The sequence below is a fragment of the Cohnella faecalis genome (genome assembly GCF_003570905.1).
In the GTDB taxonomy this organism is placed as follows: domain Bacteria; phylum Bacillota; class Bacilli; order Paenibacillales; family Paenibacillaceae; genus Cohnella; species Cohnella faecalis.
In genome coordinates, this window is sequence record NZ_QXJM01000039.1 from 286,874 (window position 1) to 299,757 (window position 12,884).

Annotated in this window: 14 protein-coding genes and 2 pseudogenes; 10 read left to right on the forward strand and 6 right to left on the reverse strand. The window is 54.2% G+C overall.

The features are described from left to right. The first annotated feature begins 186 nt into the window (after positions 1-186). The 4 genes and pseudogenes from D3H35_RS14230 (at position 187) to D3H35_RS14245 (ending at position 2,134) form a co-directional block, all read left to right on the forward strand. Positions 187-492 carry a hypothetical protein gene (locus tag D3H35_RS14230; protein WP_199728522.1) on the forward strand — a complete coding sequence of 102 codons (306 nt, stop codon included), beginning with the start codon at positions 187-189 and terminating at the stop codon, positions 490-492. A gap of 85 nt (positions 493-577) precedes the next feature. After that, positions 578-1,274, forward strand: a pseudogene (locus D3H35_RS14235) (ABC transporter ATP-binding protein). A gap of 18 nt (positions 1,275-1,292) precedes the next feature. Beyond that, on the forward strand, positions 1,293-1,736 hold the full coding sequence (locus D3H35_RS14240; protein ID WP_119149975.1) for a FixH family protein: 444 nt from the start codon (positions 1,293-1,295) through the stop codon (positions 1,734-1,736). 17 nt (positions 1,737-1,753) lie between these two features. Further along, entirely contained in the window at positions 1,754-2,134 is a 381-nt protein-coding gene (locus D3H35_RS14245) for a hypothetical protein (protein ID WP_119149976.1), read from the forward strand. On the opposite strand, the gene D3H35_RS14250 is transcribed toward D3H35_RS14245, so the two are convergent. Next, the gene (locus D3H35_RS14250) at positions 2,131-2,703 is read right to left on the reverse strand and encodes a peroxiredoxin family protein (RefSeq protein WP_158594113.1); all 573 of its coding nucleotides are present in this window, start codon (positions 2,701-2,703) and stop codon (positions 2,131-2,133) included. The genes D3H35_RS14245 and D3H35_RS14250 overlap by 4 nt on opposite strands. A gap of 263 nt (positions 2,704-2,966) precedes the next feature. Here D3H35_RS14250 and D3H35_RS14255 point away from each other — a divergent pair, with 263 nt between their 5' ends. Then, positions 2,967-4,046 (forward strand): ABC transporter substrate-binding protein, encoded by a 1,080-nt coding sequence (locus D3H35_RS14255; protein WP_119149978.1) that lies wholly within the window; start codon positions 2,967-2,969, stop codon positions 4,044-4,046. A gap of 77 nt (positions 4,047-4,123) precedes the next feature. Here the strand turns inward: D3H35_RS14255 and D3H35_RS14260 are convergent, their stop codons facing one another. The 4 genes from D3H35_RS14260 to D3H35_RS14275 all read right to left on the reverse strand — a co-directional run bounded on the left by D3H35_RS14260 (position 4,124) and on the right by D3H35_RS14275 (position 6,756). Further along, complete coding sequence (locus D3H35_RS14260) at positions 4,124-4,822, reverse strand: hypothetical protein (protein WP_119149979.1); 699 nt, start codon at positions 4,820-4,822, stop codon at positions 4,124-4,126. A gap of 210 nt (positions 4,823-5,032) precedes the next feature. Beyond that, positions 5,033-5,893, reverse strand: a complete 861-nt coding sequence (locus tag D3H35_RS14265; RefSeq protein WP_119149980.1) for a DUF4097 family beta strand repeat-containing protein — start codon at positions 5,891-5,893, stop codon at positions 5,033-5,035. A 1-nt stretch (position 5,894) separates the two neighbouring features. Further along, on the reverse strand, positions 5,895-6,434 hold the full coding sequence (locus tag D3H35_RS14270; RefSeq protein WP_119149981.1) for a DUF1700 domain-containing protein: 540 nt from the start codon (positions 6,432-6,434) through the stop codon (positions 5,895-5,897). Next, the gene (locus D3H35_RS14275) at positions 6,427-6,756 is read right to left on the reverse strand and encodes a PadR family transcriptional regulator (protein ID WP_119149982.1); all 330 of its coding nucleotides are present in this window, start codon (positions 6,754-6,756) and stop codon (positions 6,427-6,429) included. Before D3H35_RS14275 ends, D3H35_RS14270 begins: the two co-directional genes overlap by 8 nt. 446 nt (positions 6,757-7,202) lie before the next feature. Between D3H35_RS14275 and D3H35_RS14280 the strand changes: the two genes are divergently transcribed. The 5 genes and pseudogenes from D3H35_RS14280 (at position 7,203) to cyoD (ending at position 12,540) form a co-directional block, all read left to right on the forward strand. Beyond that, on the forward strand, positions 7,203-7,445 hold the full coding sequence (locus D3H35_RS14280; protein ID WP_119149983.1) for a hypothetical protein: 243 nt from the start codon (positions 7,203-7,205) through the stop codon (positions 7,443-7,445). A 1,147-nt stretch (positions 7,446-8,592) separates the two neighbouring features. After that, a complete protein-coding gene (cyoA, locus tag D3H35_RS14290) occupies positions 8,593-9,588 on the forward strand; it encodes a ubiquinol oxidase subunit II (protein ID WP_119149985.1) in 996 nt (331 codons plus the stop codon). 20 nt (positions 9,589-9,608) lie between these two features. Continuing rightward, positions 9,609-11,577: pseudogene (locus D3H35_RS14295) on the forward strand (cbb3-type cytochrome c oxidase subunit I). Then, complete coding sequence (gene cyoC / locus D3H35_RS14300; RefSeq protein WP_119149986.1) at positions 11,577-12,203, forward strand: cytochrome o ubiquinol oxidase subunit III; 627 nt, start codon at positions 11,577-11,579, stop codon at positions 12,201-12,203. The pseudogene D3H35_RS14295 and the gene cyoC overlap by 1 nt, the downstream one beginning before the upstream one ends. A 1-nt stretch (position 12,204) precedes the next feature. After that, positions 12,205-12,540, forward strand: a complete 336-nt coding sequence (cyoD, locus tag D3H35_RS14305) for a cytochrome o ubiquinol oxidase subunit IV (protein ID WP_119149987.1) — start codon at positions 12,205-12,207, stop codon at positions 12,538-12,540. 97 nt (positions 12,541-12,637) lie between these two features. On the opposite strand, the gene D3H35_RS30795 is transcribed toward cyoD, so the two are convergent. Further along, positions 12,638-12,805, reverse strand: a complete 168-nt coding sequence (locus tag D3H35_RS30795) for a hypothetical protein (RefSeq protein WP_158594114.1) — start codon at positions 12,803-12,805, stop codon at positions 12,638-12,640. Between the last annotated feature and the right edge of the window lie 79 nt (positions 12,806-12,884).

The window sequence follows — 12,884 nt, forward strand, 5'->3', positions numbered from 1 at the left end:
ACGCGATCGCGAACCTTGAACAGCACCGTAATGATTGTCGAGAACAGCACGCCATGATGAGCAGCGCGGCGTATACCTTGTAATATTCAGCCCAGCCTTGCGCCCAAGTGATATAGAAGCCTAGTCCGGCCTTCACTCCCAGCATTTCCGGCGACGACCAGCGTCACGAAGGAAGTTCCCAGCCCCATGAACAAGCCGATGAAAATGAGCGGAAAAGCGGCCGAAGCGCCACGCGAAGCACCAAATACCGCTCATTTTCATCGGCTTGTTCATGGGGCTGGGAACTTCCTTCGTGACGCTGGTCGTCGCGGAAATGCTGGGAGTGAAGGCCGGACTAGGCTTCTATATCCTTGGGCGCAAGGCTGGGCTGAATATTACAAGGTATACGCCGCGCTGCTCATCATGGCCGTGCTGTTCTCGACAATCATTACGGTGCTGTTCAAGGTTCGCGATCGCGTTCTGATTTGGCAGAAAGGGTTGATCAAATGGTAAAAGCGGCGGAAGGCGCCATATTTCCATACGCGACGTGTCTCGGGTGTTCGACGATCATGGAGCTTCGGTAGTCGCTTTGAACAAGGTGCAATTGGACATCCAGCCGGGCGAATTCATTTCGCTGATCGGTCCGAGCGGGTGCGGTAAGTCGACGCTTCTTCGCCTTGTTACCGGTCTCGATCTTCCGACCTCGGGTGAAATTTTGTTGGATGGCGAACCGATTCGGGAGTCCCATCATTCCCGCGGCTTGGTTTTTCAGGATCCGACGCTGTTTCCATGGAAAACGATCTGGAGAAACGTTGCGACGGGGCTTGAGGCGCGCGGTGTTTTGTCGAAGAACAAGGCGGAGGTGGATCGGTTTATCGAGCTCGTCGGACTGAAAGGGTTCGAGAAGGCGTACCCCCCAACTGTCCGGGGGGATGGCGCAAAGGGCAGCTCTGGCCCGCGCGCTCGTGAACCATCCGAAGGTTCTGCTTCTCGACGAGCCGCTGGGCGCGTTGGACGCGTTCACTCGGATGAACCTGCAGGAGGAGATTTTGCGGATCTGGCAAGAACGGGGGACGACGATGCTGTTCGTGACTCACGATATCGACGAAGCTGTCTACTTGAGCGACAGGGTTGTCGTCATGACGCCGCGTCCTGCGCAAATCAAGGAAGTGATCCGGATTCCTCTGCCTCGTCCGAGAGCGCGGAACAGCAACGCTTTCTTCGAATATCGTTCGAAAATATTGGAGACGCTGCAGCTCGTTCCGGAAATCGAGCTGCCGGAGTACATCGTATAGGCGAAGGGGAGCATCGAAATGAGGTTGAAGCTAAGGAAGCGACTGATTGGCGTAACGGCGCCGCTCCTGCTCGCTGCGGGATTGCTGCTGGCCGCCGGCTGCTCGGACCGAAGCGCGGCTTCGCCTGCGGCGGCGACGGAGGCGGGAAGCGAGGAACGGATCGGAATCGAATTTTCGGCTAGTCCCGAGAAGCCTAAAGTGAACGAGAAAGCGTCGTTGAAGGCGGAAGTAACGAGAGGGAGCAGTCCACTCTCGGAGGCGCAGGTCGTATTTGAGATTTGGCCCAAAGGAGCAGGCCCCGAAAGCCATGCTCAACTGCTCGCAAAACCCGGAGAGAGCAAAGGCTCCTACGAGCTGAAGGGGGAATTCGCGGAGAAAGGGACGTACTACGTCATTACCCACATTACACCCGAGGATACCGGACAGATGACGATGGCCAGCTTCGAATTCGAAATTCAATAACGAAAGGGACGAGCGAGATGAAAAAAGCGCTTAGAGGAATGACGGCGGGAGCTTCGGCGCTGCTCCTATTTCTCCTGCTGTCTGTGACGGCCAACGCCGAAACGGGAAGCGGATCGGCCGCTTCCCCGGAGCCGACGGCCACGTTGCCGGCATGCCATTACATGCCTCCGGATGACGGGCAGCCCATCCAGGTGGCAACGACGAAAACGAAGACGATTCAATTGTCCCAGACCGACTCCGCCGTCAAGAGCTCGGATTACGAGAATGGAGCGGTCAAAAGTGGAGGGCTGGATACGGACGGTTGGCAAAGCTACGCTTGGGCATGGGGAGCAATTCTATTTATCGTAGTGGGAGTAACGGGAAGGGCCTGGTTTCGCGGACGCCGCGGCCTTCGTTAAGAGAGATCCGGGCGGAGCAGCTTTTCCGCCCGGATTTTCAAGTCTTCGGCTCCTAACGAGCCAAGCACTCCGTCGACGATGTAGCCGTCTTTGTCGATGAAGAAGGTGGACGGGATCGGGCGGATCTTGTAGCGCTTCGCCACCGAACCGTCCTTGTCCAAGAGAACGGGGAACGAGAATCCGTATTCGTCGGCAAATTCCCGCGCGGATTTCTCGCTGTCGGCGGCCGTCAGGTTGATGGCTATGATGGTCAGTTCTTTCTTGTACGTATCGTGCAGCTTGACGAAGCTCGGAGCTTCGTCCTTGCAAGGACCGCACCAGGACGCCCAAAAATTCAGGACGACCGGTTTGCCGCGGAATTGCCGCCACTTATAAAGGCTGCCATCGATCCCGGCGAGGGAGAAGGATGGAGCGAGATAACCGATTTCGGGAGCTTCTTCCGCCTCGCGGGCGGGGGCCGATTGGGCGCGGGACGCTTTCGTTCGATTGTCGGACAGAGATTGGAACAAGACGAGGAAGATCAATCCGGCGGCTAACACGAGCACGGACCAATGACGTAATCTTTTCATAAGAAACCTCCATGTCGAACTAGTTATTGACATTAATGTTAATTGTCATTATTATAACACTATAATCCGATAGAATTAATAAGAATTTAATAAGGGTTGACCAGACAGCTGGAGACGGTAAGCCATCCTTGAACGGGAAGGCGCGCGGTCTCTCTTTTTCGTTCGCGTCAGAATTCCGGGAAAGAGGGCGCAGCCGGTATGCGTGGCTGAATCCATAGAAGGTCTCATTACAGTTATTCCTAACAGGAGGGAAACCTAAACAGATGAAGAACGTATTGTCGCACAAAAGATTATGGGTATCGTCAGCCGCCGTGTTAGTAGCGGCGGGTGTATTGTCCGGCTGTGGAGACTCAAATAACAAAGATAACGCTTCGGCCAGCCCGAGCGCTCCGGCTTCCGGTTCGTCGTCTGCCGCTGCTGCGCAGGCGGCAGGAGGAGCCAAAGCGCTCAAGAAAGTGACGTTCGCTTACGCGGGAGGAACTTGCGAAGCGCCTATCTATGCGGCGATCGAGAAAGGGTTCTTTAAAGAAGAAGGCCTGGACGTTACGCTGGTTCAGCAAGATTTCGAAACGTTGAAATCGGGCATTGCCTCGGGCAAAGTCGACGGCACGGTCGGCAATTTCGCTTGGTTCAAGCCGATCGAGCAAGGGCTCGACGTAAAGCTGACGGGAGGGCTGCATGCCGGATGCATTCAGCTTGTCGCTCCGGGCGATTCCGGTATCAAATCCGTGGCGGATCTCAAAGGCAAAATCATTGGAGTGGACGTCATCGGCGGAGGTCCGCAAATTACGCTGTCGATCGCTTTGAAGCAGCAAGGGCTGGATCCGCAGAAAGACGTGGAATGGAGAGCTTACCCTTCGCAGCAGCTTGCGACCGCCGCGGAGAAAGGCGAGATCGCCGCGTTCATCGTTTGGGATCCTGCCGCTCAGCAAGCTATCGACGATAAGAAGTATGTGCGCCTGCTAAGCAACGGCCACGATGAGCCGTTCAAATCCGGCTATTGCTGCTACTCCGTCATCAGCGGCAAAGTGGCGGAGGAAGATCCGGAGAAGGCCGCTTCGATTACCCGCGCGCTTCTCAAGGCTGCCGAGTGGGTCGGCACTAACGCGCATGAGACGGCGGAAATCGAGACGAACAAGAAATACGTCTCCGCCGACGCGGCGACTAACGAGAAGCTCTTGGCCGGCTACCATTGGAAGCCGGGCGTGAAGAGCGCTCAAGAAAGCGCCAAATTCTTCATTAAATATCAGAAGGAACTGGGGATATTGGATGCCTCTACGGATGAGACCGAGCTGTATAATCGCGTCTTCTTCGCGGCTATACCCGATTTCAACGGCCGATAAACGGCGAGAGGCAAAAGAAAAACCGAAGGAAGCGCGGTCAAGGCCGCTCGCTTCCTTCGGTTTTTTTGCGTGAAGGTTTATTTGGGATGATGCCCTCTGATGTTGGTGTCGCTAGCTGAATAGGGGGCGAACGCGCCGTTGAAGCGAGGGCGATATTCCCGTAAAGCTGGAGCGAAATCCGTATGACCGGACGCTGAGGCGAGGGCGGCATTCGAACGGATGACGCGTTCCAGCCTCTTGTCGTGCAGCTTCCATAGCGCCAGAGCCGTGAGTCCGAATATCAATAGAGACACGGTTGCCCGAGTAAAGCTCCAAGGAACCGGAGGCACGATTGAGAAGTAACATACGGCGACGCCGTTCAGAGCTAGCGCCTGAAAGGGAACGATAAGGCCGGGCGCGGCCGAATGGCGGCGAACTTCCAAGGGGAGCGGACAACCGGAAAGCTTCTTTGTTTGTTTCCATAGCCGCCAAGCTCCAGGCGCCGTAACGAGCCAGAGAGCCAGAAGGGGAACGCCGATTAACGGCAGATGCAGCAGAATGCGATCCGCCCCAAACAACGTGTCACTCTTTACCGACGACATCAGTATGGCGAATAGGGAGACGAGTGAGGGCAGGGTGCACAAGACGGTCCATACGAGCAGCTTCCTCGATTTGCGATGAAGCCTTTCGGCCGATCCGCTGTATAGCAAACGGGACGCTTTGGCACCCGAGATCCATGCAATTATTGATCCCAGCAAAGAGCCGGCAAGCTCCAGGCCGATCCATAGGTTAGACAAGCTGAAATCCTCCTCCGGAACGCCGAATAAGAAACCTTATGCGCTTATCGTAACTCGGAGACCCCCTCTCGCATAACCGCCGTTGGTTCCGTTTTATCCCCGACTTAAGCCCGGGTTGGATGTCCTTCTTAAAGAAATGGGGCCCAAAAGAGCACGATTCCTCGGGTGACCCGGCAATCGCGCTCTAAATGCGTTACTACTATATATATATTACTGTCCGGCCTGCTCCACCCGGATTAATCCGCTGTCCGCACGTACTTTAACGATATCCTTCGTCTCTCGTTTGGATTCCGGCGCGTGAACGGATCCCGAGTCTGCCTTGAGGTCGTAATAACCGGCGAACGACGCAGGGACTTGCACATAGACGCTGCCCGAGTCCGCTTTGATTACCGTATCGGACGTATCTTCCTTATAGAGCTTGACGCTGCCTGAATCGATAATCATGTCAACTTTCCCCGTTACTCGCTTGAGGTTGACCAACCCGGAGTCGGCGGAGAGCGTCAGCGTCTTCGTCCGGACGCCGTCGCCGGTAATTTTGCCTGAATCGACATCGATGCTCAAGCTGTCCGCCGTCAGGTTGTTCAGCGTCAAGTTGCCCGAGTCGGCGGACAAATCAACCGTCTTGGCTGACACGTCCGTCAGGGCGATGGAGCCTGAATCGACATTGACTTTAAGCGCGTCCAGAGCGGCATCGTCGGTCAAAGAGACGGTTATTTCCTCTTTTACTCCGACAAAGCTGAAATCCAGGAAGTTGAAGTATTTGACTGGCTTCTGCCTGAGGTCGACGAGCAAGGATTTGTTATCGATGACCGCGTCTTGCACGGTTTGAATCGTTTTTTCGGGCGCCTGACCTTTGACGCTTACCGAATTGGTGCCGTCCGTGCTTTTTACGAATTTCAGATTGACCTTATAGTCGCTTTTAATTTCTAGATTTTTCAGCTCGCTTGCTTGAAAACGCCAGCTTTTCTCGAATTCGGGCAGCTTCTCGTTCGTTTTCCATCCACCGGTAGCGATTCCGGCAATGCCGATAGCGATAAGCAGCAATCCCCCTATAATCCACCATTTTTTCATCTCAAGCCCGCCCTCTCCATGTTCTCGCAACCCATTTTCCGTAGCCGATCGATACTTTGGACCACTTTCTGAACGCCGCAGGCAGGAACGTCGCCAGCAGCATGCCGACGCCCATCACCCCGATGCTGACGAACAGCTTCGTCTGATAGTAATCGCCGTATAGAAGCAGATCCAGCAGGAAGGCGACCGGAGATAGGATAAAAGCCAGCGTAACGGCGCAATAGGCGACGAATAACGACCAGAATGCGACCGCTAGGGGAAGCATGACCAAGTGAACGAAGAAGAGCATGATCGATACGCCGGTCATTCGAGCCGCATCGGGCCCGGGACGCCGGACTGGAGCCGAGAAGCCCGGACCGACAATCTCGCTGGCGATTTCCGCCGGATTTCCAAGCTCCTGTGCGATATCCGACTCCTTCTTGCCATTCTGCAAGCCGAAGGCGAAGTGGGCGTCGTAATCCCGCAGCAGTTCCTCGCGTTCCTCATCGGGAAGCGAAGACAAATAATAAGCCAATAGTTCCATGTACTCCTGTCTATTCATGAAAATCTCCCTTTTCGATCAGATTGTACACGCCTCGGACGAACGAATTCCAAGCCGTAATCAATTCCTTCGTGTAGCTCGCGCCAGTATCCGTCAGCCTGTAATACTTGCGAGGAGGGCCTTCGGTCGACTCCTGCAAGTAAGTCGTGCAATATCCTTCGTTGACCAACCGTCTCAGCAGCGGGTACAACGCGCCGTCCGCCACTTCCACATGCTCGGAAATCGCTTCGGCGAGCTCGTAGCCGTATCGGTCCTGCTTATGGATGAGGGCGAGGACGCAGAGCTCCAACGCTCCTTTTTTGAATTGGGTGTTGATATCCAACGGATGCACCTCCGTTCCGTGTTAATTCCATGCTATCCTAACCTTTCCATTCCCGTACACCGCCGCAGGTTCGAATTCGGGCCAGACTTGAGGCGGGGTTCTTCGTTCAAGGCCGAGCTGACTGAGCGCTCATAATCATTCAATGCTCAGTAGTGAATAGTGCAAGGTAGTGAATGGCTATAATGTATCATGCTGTAGTGAATAATGCAAGGTACTGAACAGGAACACTATGGAATTAAATTAATCGAGGCTCGACGAGAGGCATTTTAGGAAAGTGAAAAGGAGGTTAAGCTAATGGGAAGGTAAGCTCCTTCGCAGATTGCCGCGTCCGCGTCCGAATTAACGAAAGCACGAGGAATAAAAAAGGCAAATATGTCTTTAAGTCGCCACATTTTTGTGATAAAATGTTCACAAATAGCGCTTTCATGAAAAAGGGGTTGACCGATATGCAAATGAAAAACATGTCGCGTACATTGAAATGGATCTCGGTAGTCATTATCGCCCTGGGCATCCTTTGCTGCATATGGAATATTTCGCAATTCAACGACCGGAATCTCGGGCTGATGGTAGGAATCGGCTTCCTGGTCGGCGGAGCTCAGATTCTGATTTTCGGAACGATTGCTCCTCTTATGCAGAAACGGCAGGACGAAGAGCGGTTGCCGGAGTCGCTGGCGAAAGATCCGGTCTAACGAATATCGATTTTAGGAAGCTTTCCGTTACGGGCCGCCCGAAGGGCGGCCTGTTTTCATGTTGGGGACAAGCGCCCGACCGCCTGACCGTCGAAAATAGTAACTGTAGGTACCTTATTTCCCCGCATGCCCGCCCGATCGCCGAAAATAGTAACTGTAGGTGCCTTATTTCCCCGCATACCCGCCCGACCGCCAAAAATAGTAACTGTAGGTGCCTTATTTCCTCGCATATCCACCCGACCGCCGAAAATAGTAACTGTAGGTGCCTTATTTCCTCGCATATCTGCCCGACTGCCGAAAATAGTAACTGTAGGTGTCTTATTTCCCCGCATGCCCACCCGACCGCCGGAAATAGTAACTGAGGGTGCCTTATTTCCCCGCATGCCCGCCCGACCGTCGAAAATAGTAACTGTAGGTGCCTTATTTCCCCGCATGCCCGCCCGACCGCCGAAAATAGTAACTGTAGGTGCCTTATTTCCTCGCATATCTGCCCGACTGCCGAAAATAGTAACTGTAGGTGCCTTATTTATTTCCCCGCATACCCGCCCGACCGTCGAAAATAGTAACTGTAGGTGCCTTATTTCCTCGCATATCTGCCCGACCGCCGAAAATAGTAACTGTAGGTGCCTTATTTCCTCGCATATCTGCCCGACCGCCGAAAATAGTAACTGTAGGTGCCTTATTTCCCCGCATACCCACCCGACCGCCGGAAATAGTAACTGAGGGTGCCTTATTTCCCCGCATACCCACCCGACCGCCGAAAATAGTAACTATAGGTGTCTTATTTCCTCGCATATCCGCCCGCCCGCCGAATCGGAGTTTTGCCGAGATTCGATGAGAGGATGTGACCCTCCTTCAGAAGCTGTCTGATACGCTCTGCGATTGTTTTCCTGATGCCATTGCAGTCCGTTGGTGATTTGGAACGGCGCAACGGGTTCTTTGTGCTTGCTTTGCCGCCTGTCGCTCAAAAGTGACAAAATTGTGGGGCATTATTTCCCTCTGGTTCAACAAACGTCGAAACGGTGACTAAATTATTGCGGATTTGCGACGGAACGTTGACGCCTTTGTTAACACCTCACACGCGATCAATTGTTTCTGTTAAGTTGGAATCATAACGTGTCAGGATCGAAGCAAGGAGATGAATGGGATGAAGACAACCGGATGGATCAAACGTACGGCGGCCTTCGCGGCGCTCGCCGTCATGACGGTCGTGATGACCGGCTGCGGCGCCGATTGGGGCGTTCTCGACCCGAAGGGCCAAGTCGGCAAACAACAATTGGATCTAATCATTATTTCAACGCTTCTATGCCTGGTTGTCGTCGTGCCGGTATTGGTGCTCACGGCGGTTATCGTATGGCGTTATCGAATGAGGGCGGACAGCAAAGCCAAATACGATCCGAACTGGTCTCATAGCACTAAGCTTGAGGCGATATGGTGGGGGGTTCCGATCGTTATTATTTTGGCGCTTGCGATCGTAACCGCGATATACACGTATAAGCTGGAGCCATCCAAGCCTCTTGAGCACGAAGCTAAGCCTATTACCATACAGGTCGTTTCGCTGGATTGGAAATGGCTGTTCCTCTACCCGGAGCAGGGGATTGCGACGGTCGGCTATGTGCAATTTCCGGAGGATGTGCCGGTTCACTTCCAGCTCACTTCGGACGCTCCGATGAACTCTTTCTGGATTCCGCGGCTCGGCGGTCAAATCTATACGATGTCGGGTATGGCGATGTCGCTTAATCTGATTGCCGATGAGCCGGGAGAATATATGGGCTCCGGCGCCAACTTCAGCGGCAAGGACTTCGCCAAGATGCAGTTCACGGCCAAAGCATCGTCGCAGCAGGAGTTCGACGACTGGGTGAAGGGCATCAAGTCGTCCTCGTCCGAGATGACGAAGGTTGGTTACGATGAGCTCGCCAAGCCGGGCGTAACAGAGGAGGGCGTCTCGTACTCCGCGTTCCCGCAAGGGCTGTTCGACCAAATCGTCAATAAGTACGGCGAGGGCCATGAGCACGGAGGCTCTGCCGAAAATAAAGCCGAAGGCCACGAGGGCCACGAAGCGCAACCGGCGGCAACTGCCGAGAACAGCGCGGACAGCCAAGCTGCCGAAAGCCAAACGAATCATCACGAACATCACGAATAAAGAAAAAGGAGGGCTGACACATGTTGCAAAACATAAAGGATTTTGCGTCGGATTTTTTCGTCACGGGAGACCCGCTTATCTACGGGGCGGATGTGGCGATTGTCCTGACGATGATCTCGATCGTCTTCGCGCTCACTTACTTCAAGAAGTGGAAGTGGCTGTGGACCGAATGGCTGACGACCGTCGATCATAAAAAAGTGGGCATCATGTACATTATCGCGTCGCTGCTCATGCTGTTCCGCGGAGGCGTCGACGCCTTGCTCATGCGGACGCAGCTCGCGGTTCCGGAGCTCGACTTCCTGTCGCCGGAGCATTACAACGCCATTTTCACGACGCACGGGGTCATCATGATCCTGTTCATGGCGATGCCGCTTATGTTCGGCTTGTTCAACATCGCCGTTCCGCTTCAGATCGGAGCGCGCGACGTCGCGTATCCGTTCCTGAACTCGCTCAGCTTCTGGCTGTTCTTCTTCGGGCGATGATGTTCAATATGTCGTTCGTCATCGGCGGCTCGCCGGATGCCGGCTGGCTGTCGTATCCGCCTCTGTCGGAGAAAATGTTCAGCGGCGGCGTCGGACAGGATTTCTACATTTGGGGCATTCAGATTTCCGGGATCGGAAGTCTCATGACCGGTATCAACTTCATTGTCACCATTCTTAAAATGCGCGCTCCGGGCATGAAGCTAATGAAAATGCCAATGTTCACGTGGTCGACTCTCGCCAGCTGCTTGACGATCATTATGGCGTTCCCGATTTTGACCGTCACGCTGGCGCTGCTGTTCATCGATCGCTTCCTTGGGGCTCACTTCTTCACCCTCGACGGCGGCGGCAATCCGATGATGTACATTAACTTGATTTGGATGTGGGGACATCCCGAGGTCTATATCGTCGTCTTGCCGGCGTTCGGTATTTTCTCGGAGGTCGTAGCGACCTTCGCCCGCAAAAAGCTGTTCGGCTACAAGTCGATGGTATTCGCTCTAATGAGCATCAGCATCGCATCGTTCTTCACATGGGCTCATCACTTCTTCACGATGGGCTCCGGCGCTAACGTCAATGCGTTCTTCGCTATCACGACGATGATTATCGCTATCCCGACCGGGGTTAAGGTGTTCAACTGGCTGTTCACGATGTATCGCGGACGGATTTCGTTCGAGCAGCCGATGATGTGGACGGTTGCGTTCATCCCGTGCTTCGTCGTCGGGGGGATGACCGGGGTGCTGCTGTCCGTGGCGCCTGCCGACTTCCAGTTCCACAACAGCTACTTCCTGATCGCTCACTTCCACCAAGTGTTGATCGGCGGCGTCGCTTTCGGATATTTCGCGGGCTGTACTACTGGTGGCCTAAAATGTTCGGGTTCAAGCTCAACGCAAGGCTCGGCAAATGGGCTTTCTGGACTTGGAATATCGGCTTCTACGTCTGCTTCATGCCTCAGTATCTCGTCGGGCTCATGGGGATGACCCGTCGGATGAATACGTACAGCTGGGACACCGGCTGGTTCGGGCTTAACCTTGTATCGACCATCGGGGGCTTCCTGATGGGGATCGGCTTCTTGTTCCAAGTATGGCAAATCCTTCACAGCATTAAGTTCATGGAGAAAGACACGACGGGAGATCCGTGGAACGGCCGCACGCTGGAATGGTCGATTCAATCGCCTGCGCCGCTCTACAACTTCGCGACGACTCCTCGCGTCGATGAGGCGGACCCTCTGTGGGTCGAGAAGCAGCGGATTGCCGAAGGGCATGCTCCTGCGCCCAAAGCGCCTCTCGAGCCGATTCATATGCCGAAAAACTCGGGTATTCCGTTCGTCATGTCGGCTTTCTGGTTCGTGGCGGGCTTTGGCTTCGTCTTCGATTGGATGTGGATTGCGATTCCGGGTCTCGTCGGAGTGGCGGCATGCATGCTCGCCCACTCGTTCAATTACAAAACCGACTATTACATTCCGGTCGATGAAATCAAACGCACGGAAGCGGCGGCAGGGAGGGTTGTCTGATGGCGGCGCACAAGCATTCGCCCGCGGCTGCGGCCGCCGGGCATCACGGCCACGATGAGGGGCATCACGACCAGGAAGCGCTTCGGATGATGGGCTTTTGGATTTTCCTGATTACGGACGTTATCATTTTCGGTACGCTGTTCGCTACGTATATCGTATTGTATCAAAACACGGCAGGCGGCCCGAGCGGCGCGGATCTGTTCGAAATGCCCGGAGTTATCGCCGAGACGTTCATCCTGCTGACGAGCAGCTTTACTAGCGGTCTTGCCGTGCTGTGCATGAATCGCGGCTATAAGAAAGGGCTTATCGGTTGGCTTGCGGTAACGGCGATTCTTGGCGCGACGTTCATAGGGCTTGAGGTATCGGAGTTCGTAAAAATGGTGCACGAAGGCGCGACGATCTCGACGAGCGCGTTCCTGTCGGCGTTCTACACTCTCGTCGGAACTCATGGCCTTCACGTGTCGATCGGTCTCGTCTGGATGATCGCGATTATGTTCCAGCTAAGCCGCCATGGCATCAATTCGGTTACGCGCCGTAAGGTGAACATCGTAAGCTTGTACTGGCATTTTCTCGACGTCGTCTGGATTTTCGTCTTTACGATCGTCTATATGATGGGGGTGATGTAAGATGGCGCAGCATTCGGAGCATACGCACGGCCACGAAGACGAGCATGAAGCGCACGGCTCGCTCAAGTCTTACGTCATCGGCTTTTTGTTCTCGCTCATTTTGACGATAATCCCGCTCGTGCTCGTGTTGAACGATTGGGTGGAGGGAACCGCAGCCTATGTCGTGCTGATCGGCTCTGCCGTACTCCAGTTCGTCGTGCAGCTCTTCTTCTTCATGCATCTGAAGGAAGAGAAGAAGCCGCGCTACAACTTGATGGTGCTCATCTTCGGCCTCGTCATTCTCGTCACGATCGTCGGCGGTTCGATGTGGATTATGACTTATAATAAGGTTGGTTAACGAACATAAACGTAGAAAAAGGTCGTTCTCTTTTGGAGGACGGCCTTTTATTACGTTCAGCAAGTGTTGCTTGGGAAGAATGATATTGCGTTGGGTTTCATACGATGACGAGCGTTCGCGATACTTGGTTGTAGGCCGATTTCGTTTCCGTTCCGTTCAGTCCGAGCCTCCGGCTCGTCGCCGGGTTTAGGTTGAATGCGTAGCTGAAAAAATCGGGATCGCGTAAATCGACGTAACGAAGCTTCAAGCGAACCGGGCCATGCACAACGGTGATAAACGCTCCGGATCTAAGGTTTATGCCGAATTGTGCCGCCAAGCCGTCGCCGATGCCGATCGTTCCGATT

Bases quoted from the DNA above. Each gene is read 5' to 3' on its own strand.
- cyoA (WP_119149985.1), top strand. From the start codon at position 8,593: ATGAAGACAACCGGATGGATCAAACGTACGGCGGCCTTCGCGGCGCTC.
- D3H35_RS14245 (WP_119149976.1), top strand. From the start codon at position 1,754: ATGAAAAAAGCGCTTAGAGGAATGACGGCGGGAGCTTCGGCGCTGCTC.
- cyoC (WP_119149986.1), top strand. From the start codon at position 11,577: ATGGCGGCGCACAAGCATTCGCCCGCGGCTGCGGCCGCCGGGCATCAC.
- D3H35_RS14255 (WP_119149978.1), top strand. From the start codon at position 2,967: ATGAAGAACGTATTGTCGCACAAAAGATTATGGGTATCGTCAGCCGCC.
- D3H35_RS14240 (WP_119149975.1), top strand. From the start codon at position 1,293: ATGAGGTTGAAGCTAAGGAAGCGACTGATTGGCGTAACGGCGCCGCTC.
- cyoD (WP_119149987.1), top strand. From the start codon at position 12,205: ATGGCGCAGCATTCGGAGCATACGCACGGCCACGAAGACGAGCATGAA.
- D3H35_RS14230 (WP_199728522.1), top strand. From the start codon at position 187: ATGAACAAGCCGATGAAAATGAGCGGAAAAGCGGCCGAAGCGCCACGC.
- D3H35_RS14250 (WP_158594113.1), bottom strand. From the start codon at position 2,703: ATGAAAAGATTACGTCATTGGTCCGTGCTCGTGTTAGCCGCCGGATTG.
- D3H35_RS14270 (WP_119149981.1), bottom strand. From the start codon at position 6,434: ATGAATAGACAGGAGTACATGGAACTATTGGCTTATTATTTGTCTTCG.
- D3H35_RS14280 (WP_119149983.1), top strand. From the start codon at position 7,203: ATGCAAATGAAAAACATGTCGCGTACATTGAAATGGATCTCGGTAGTC.
- D3H35_RS14265 (WP_119149980.1), bottom strand. From the start codon at position 5,893: ATGAAAAAATGGTGGATTATAGGGGGATTGCTGCTTATCGCTATCGGC.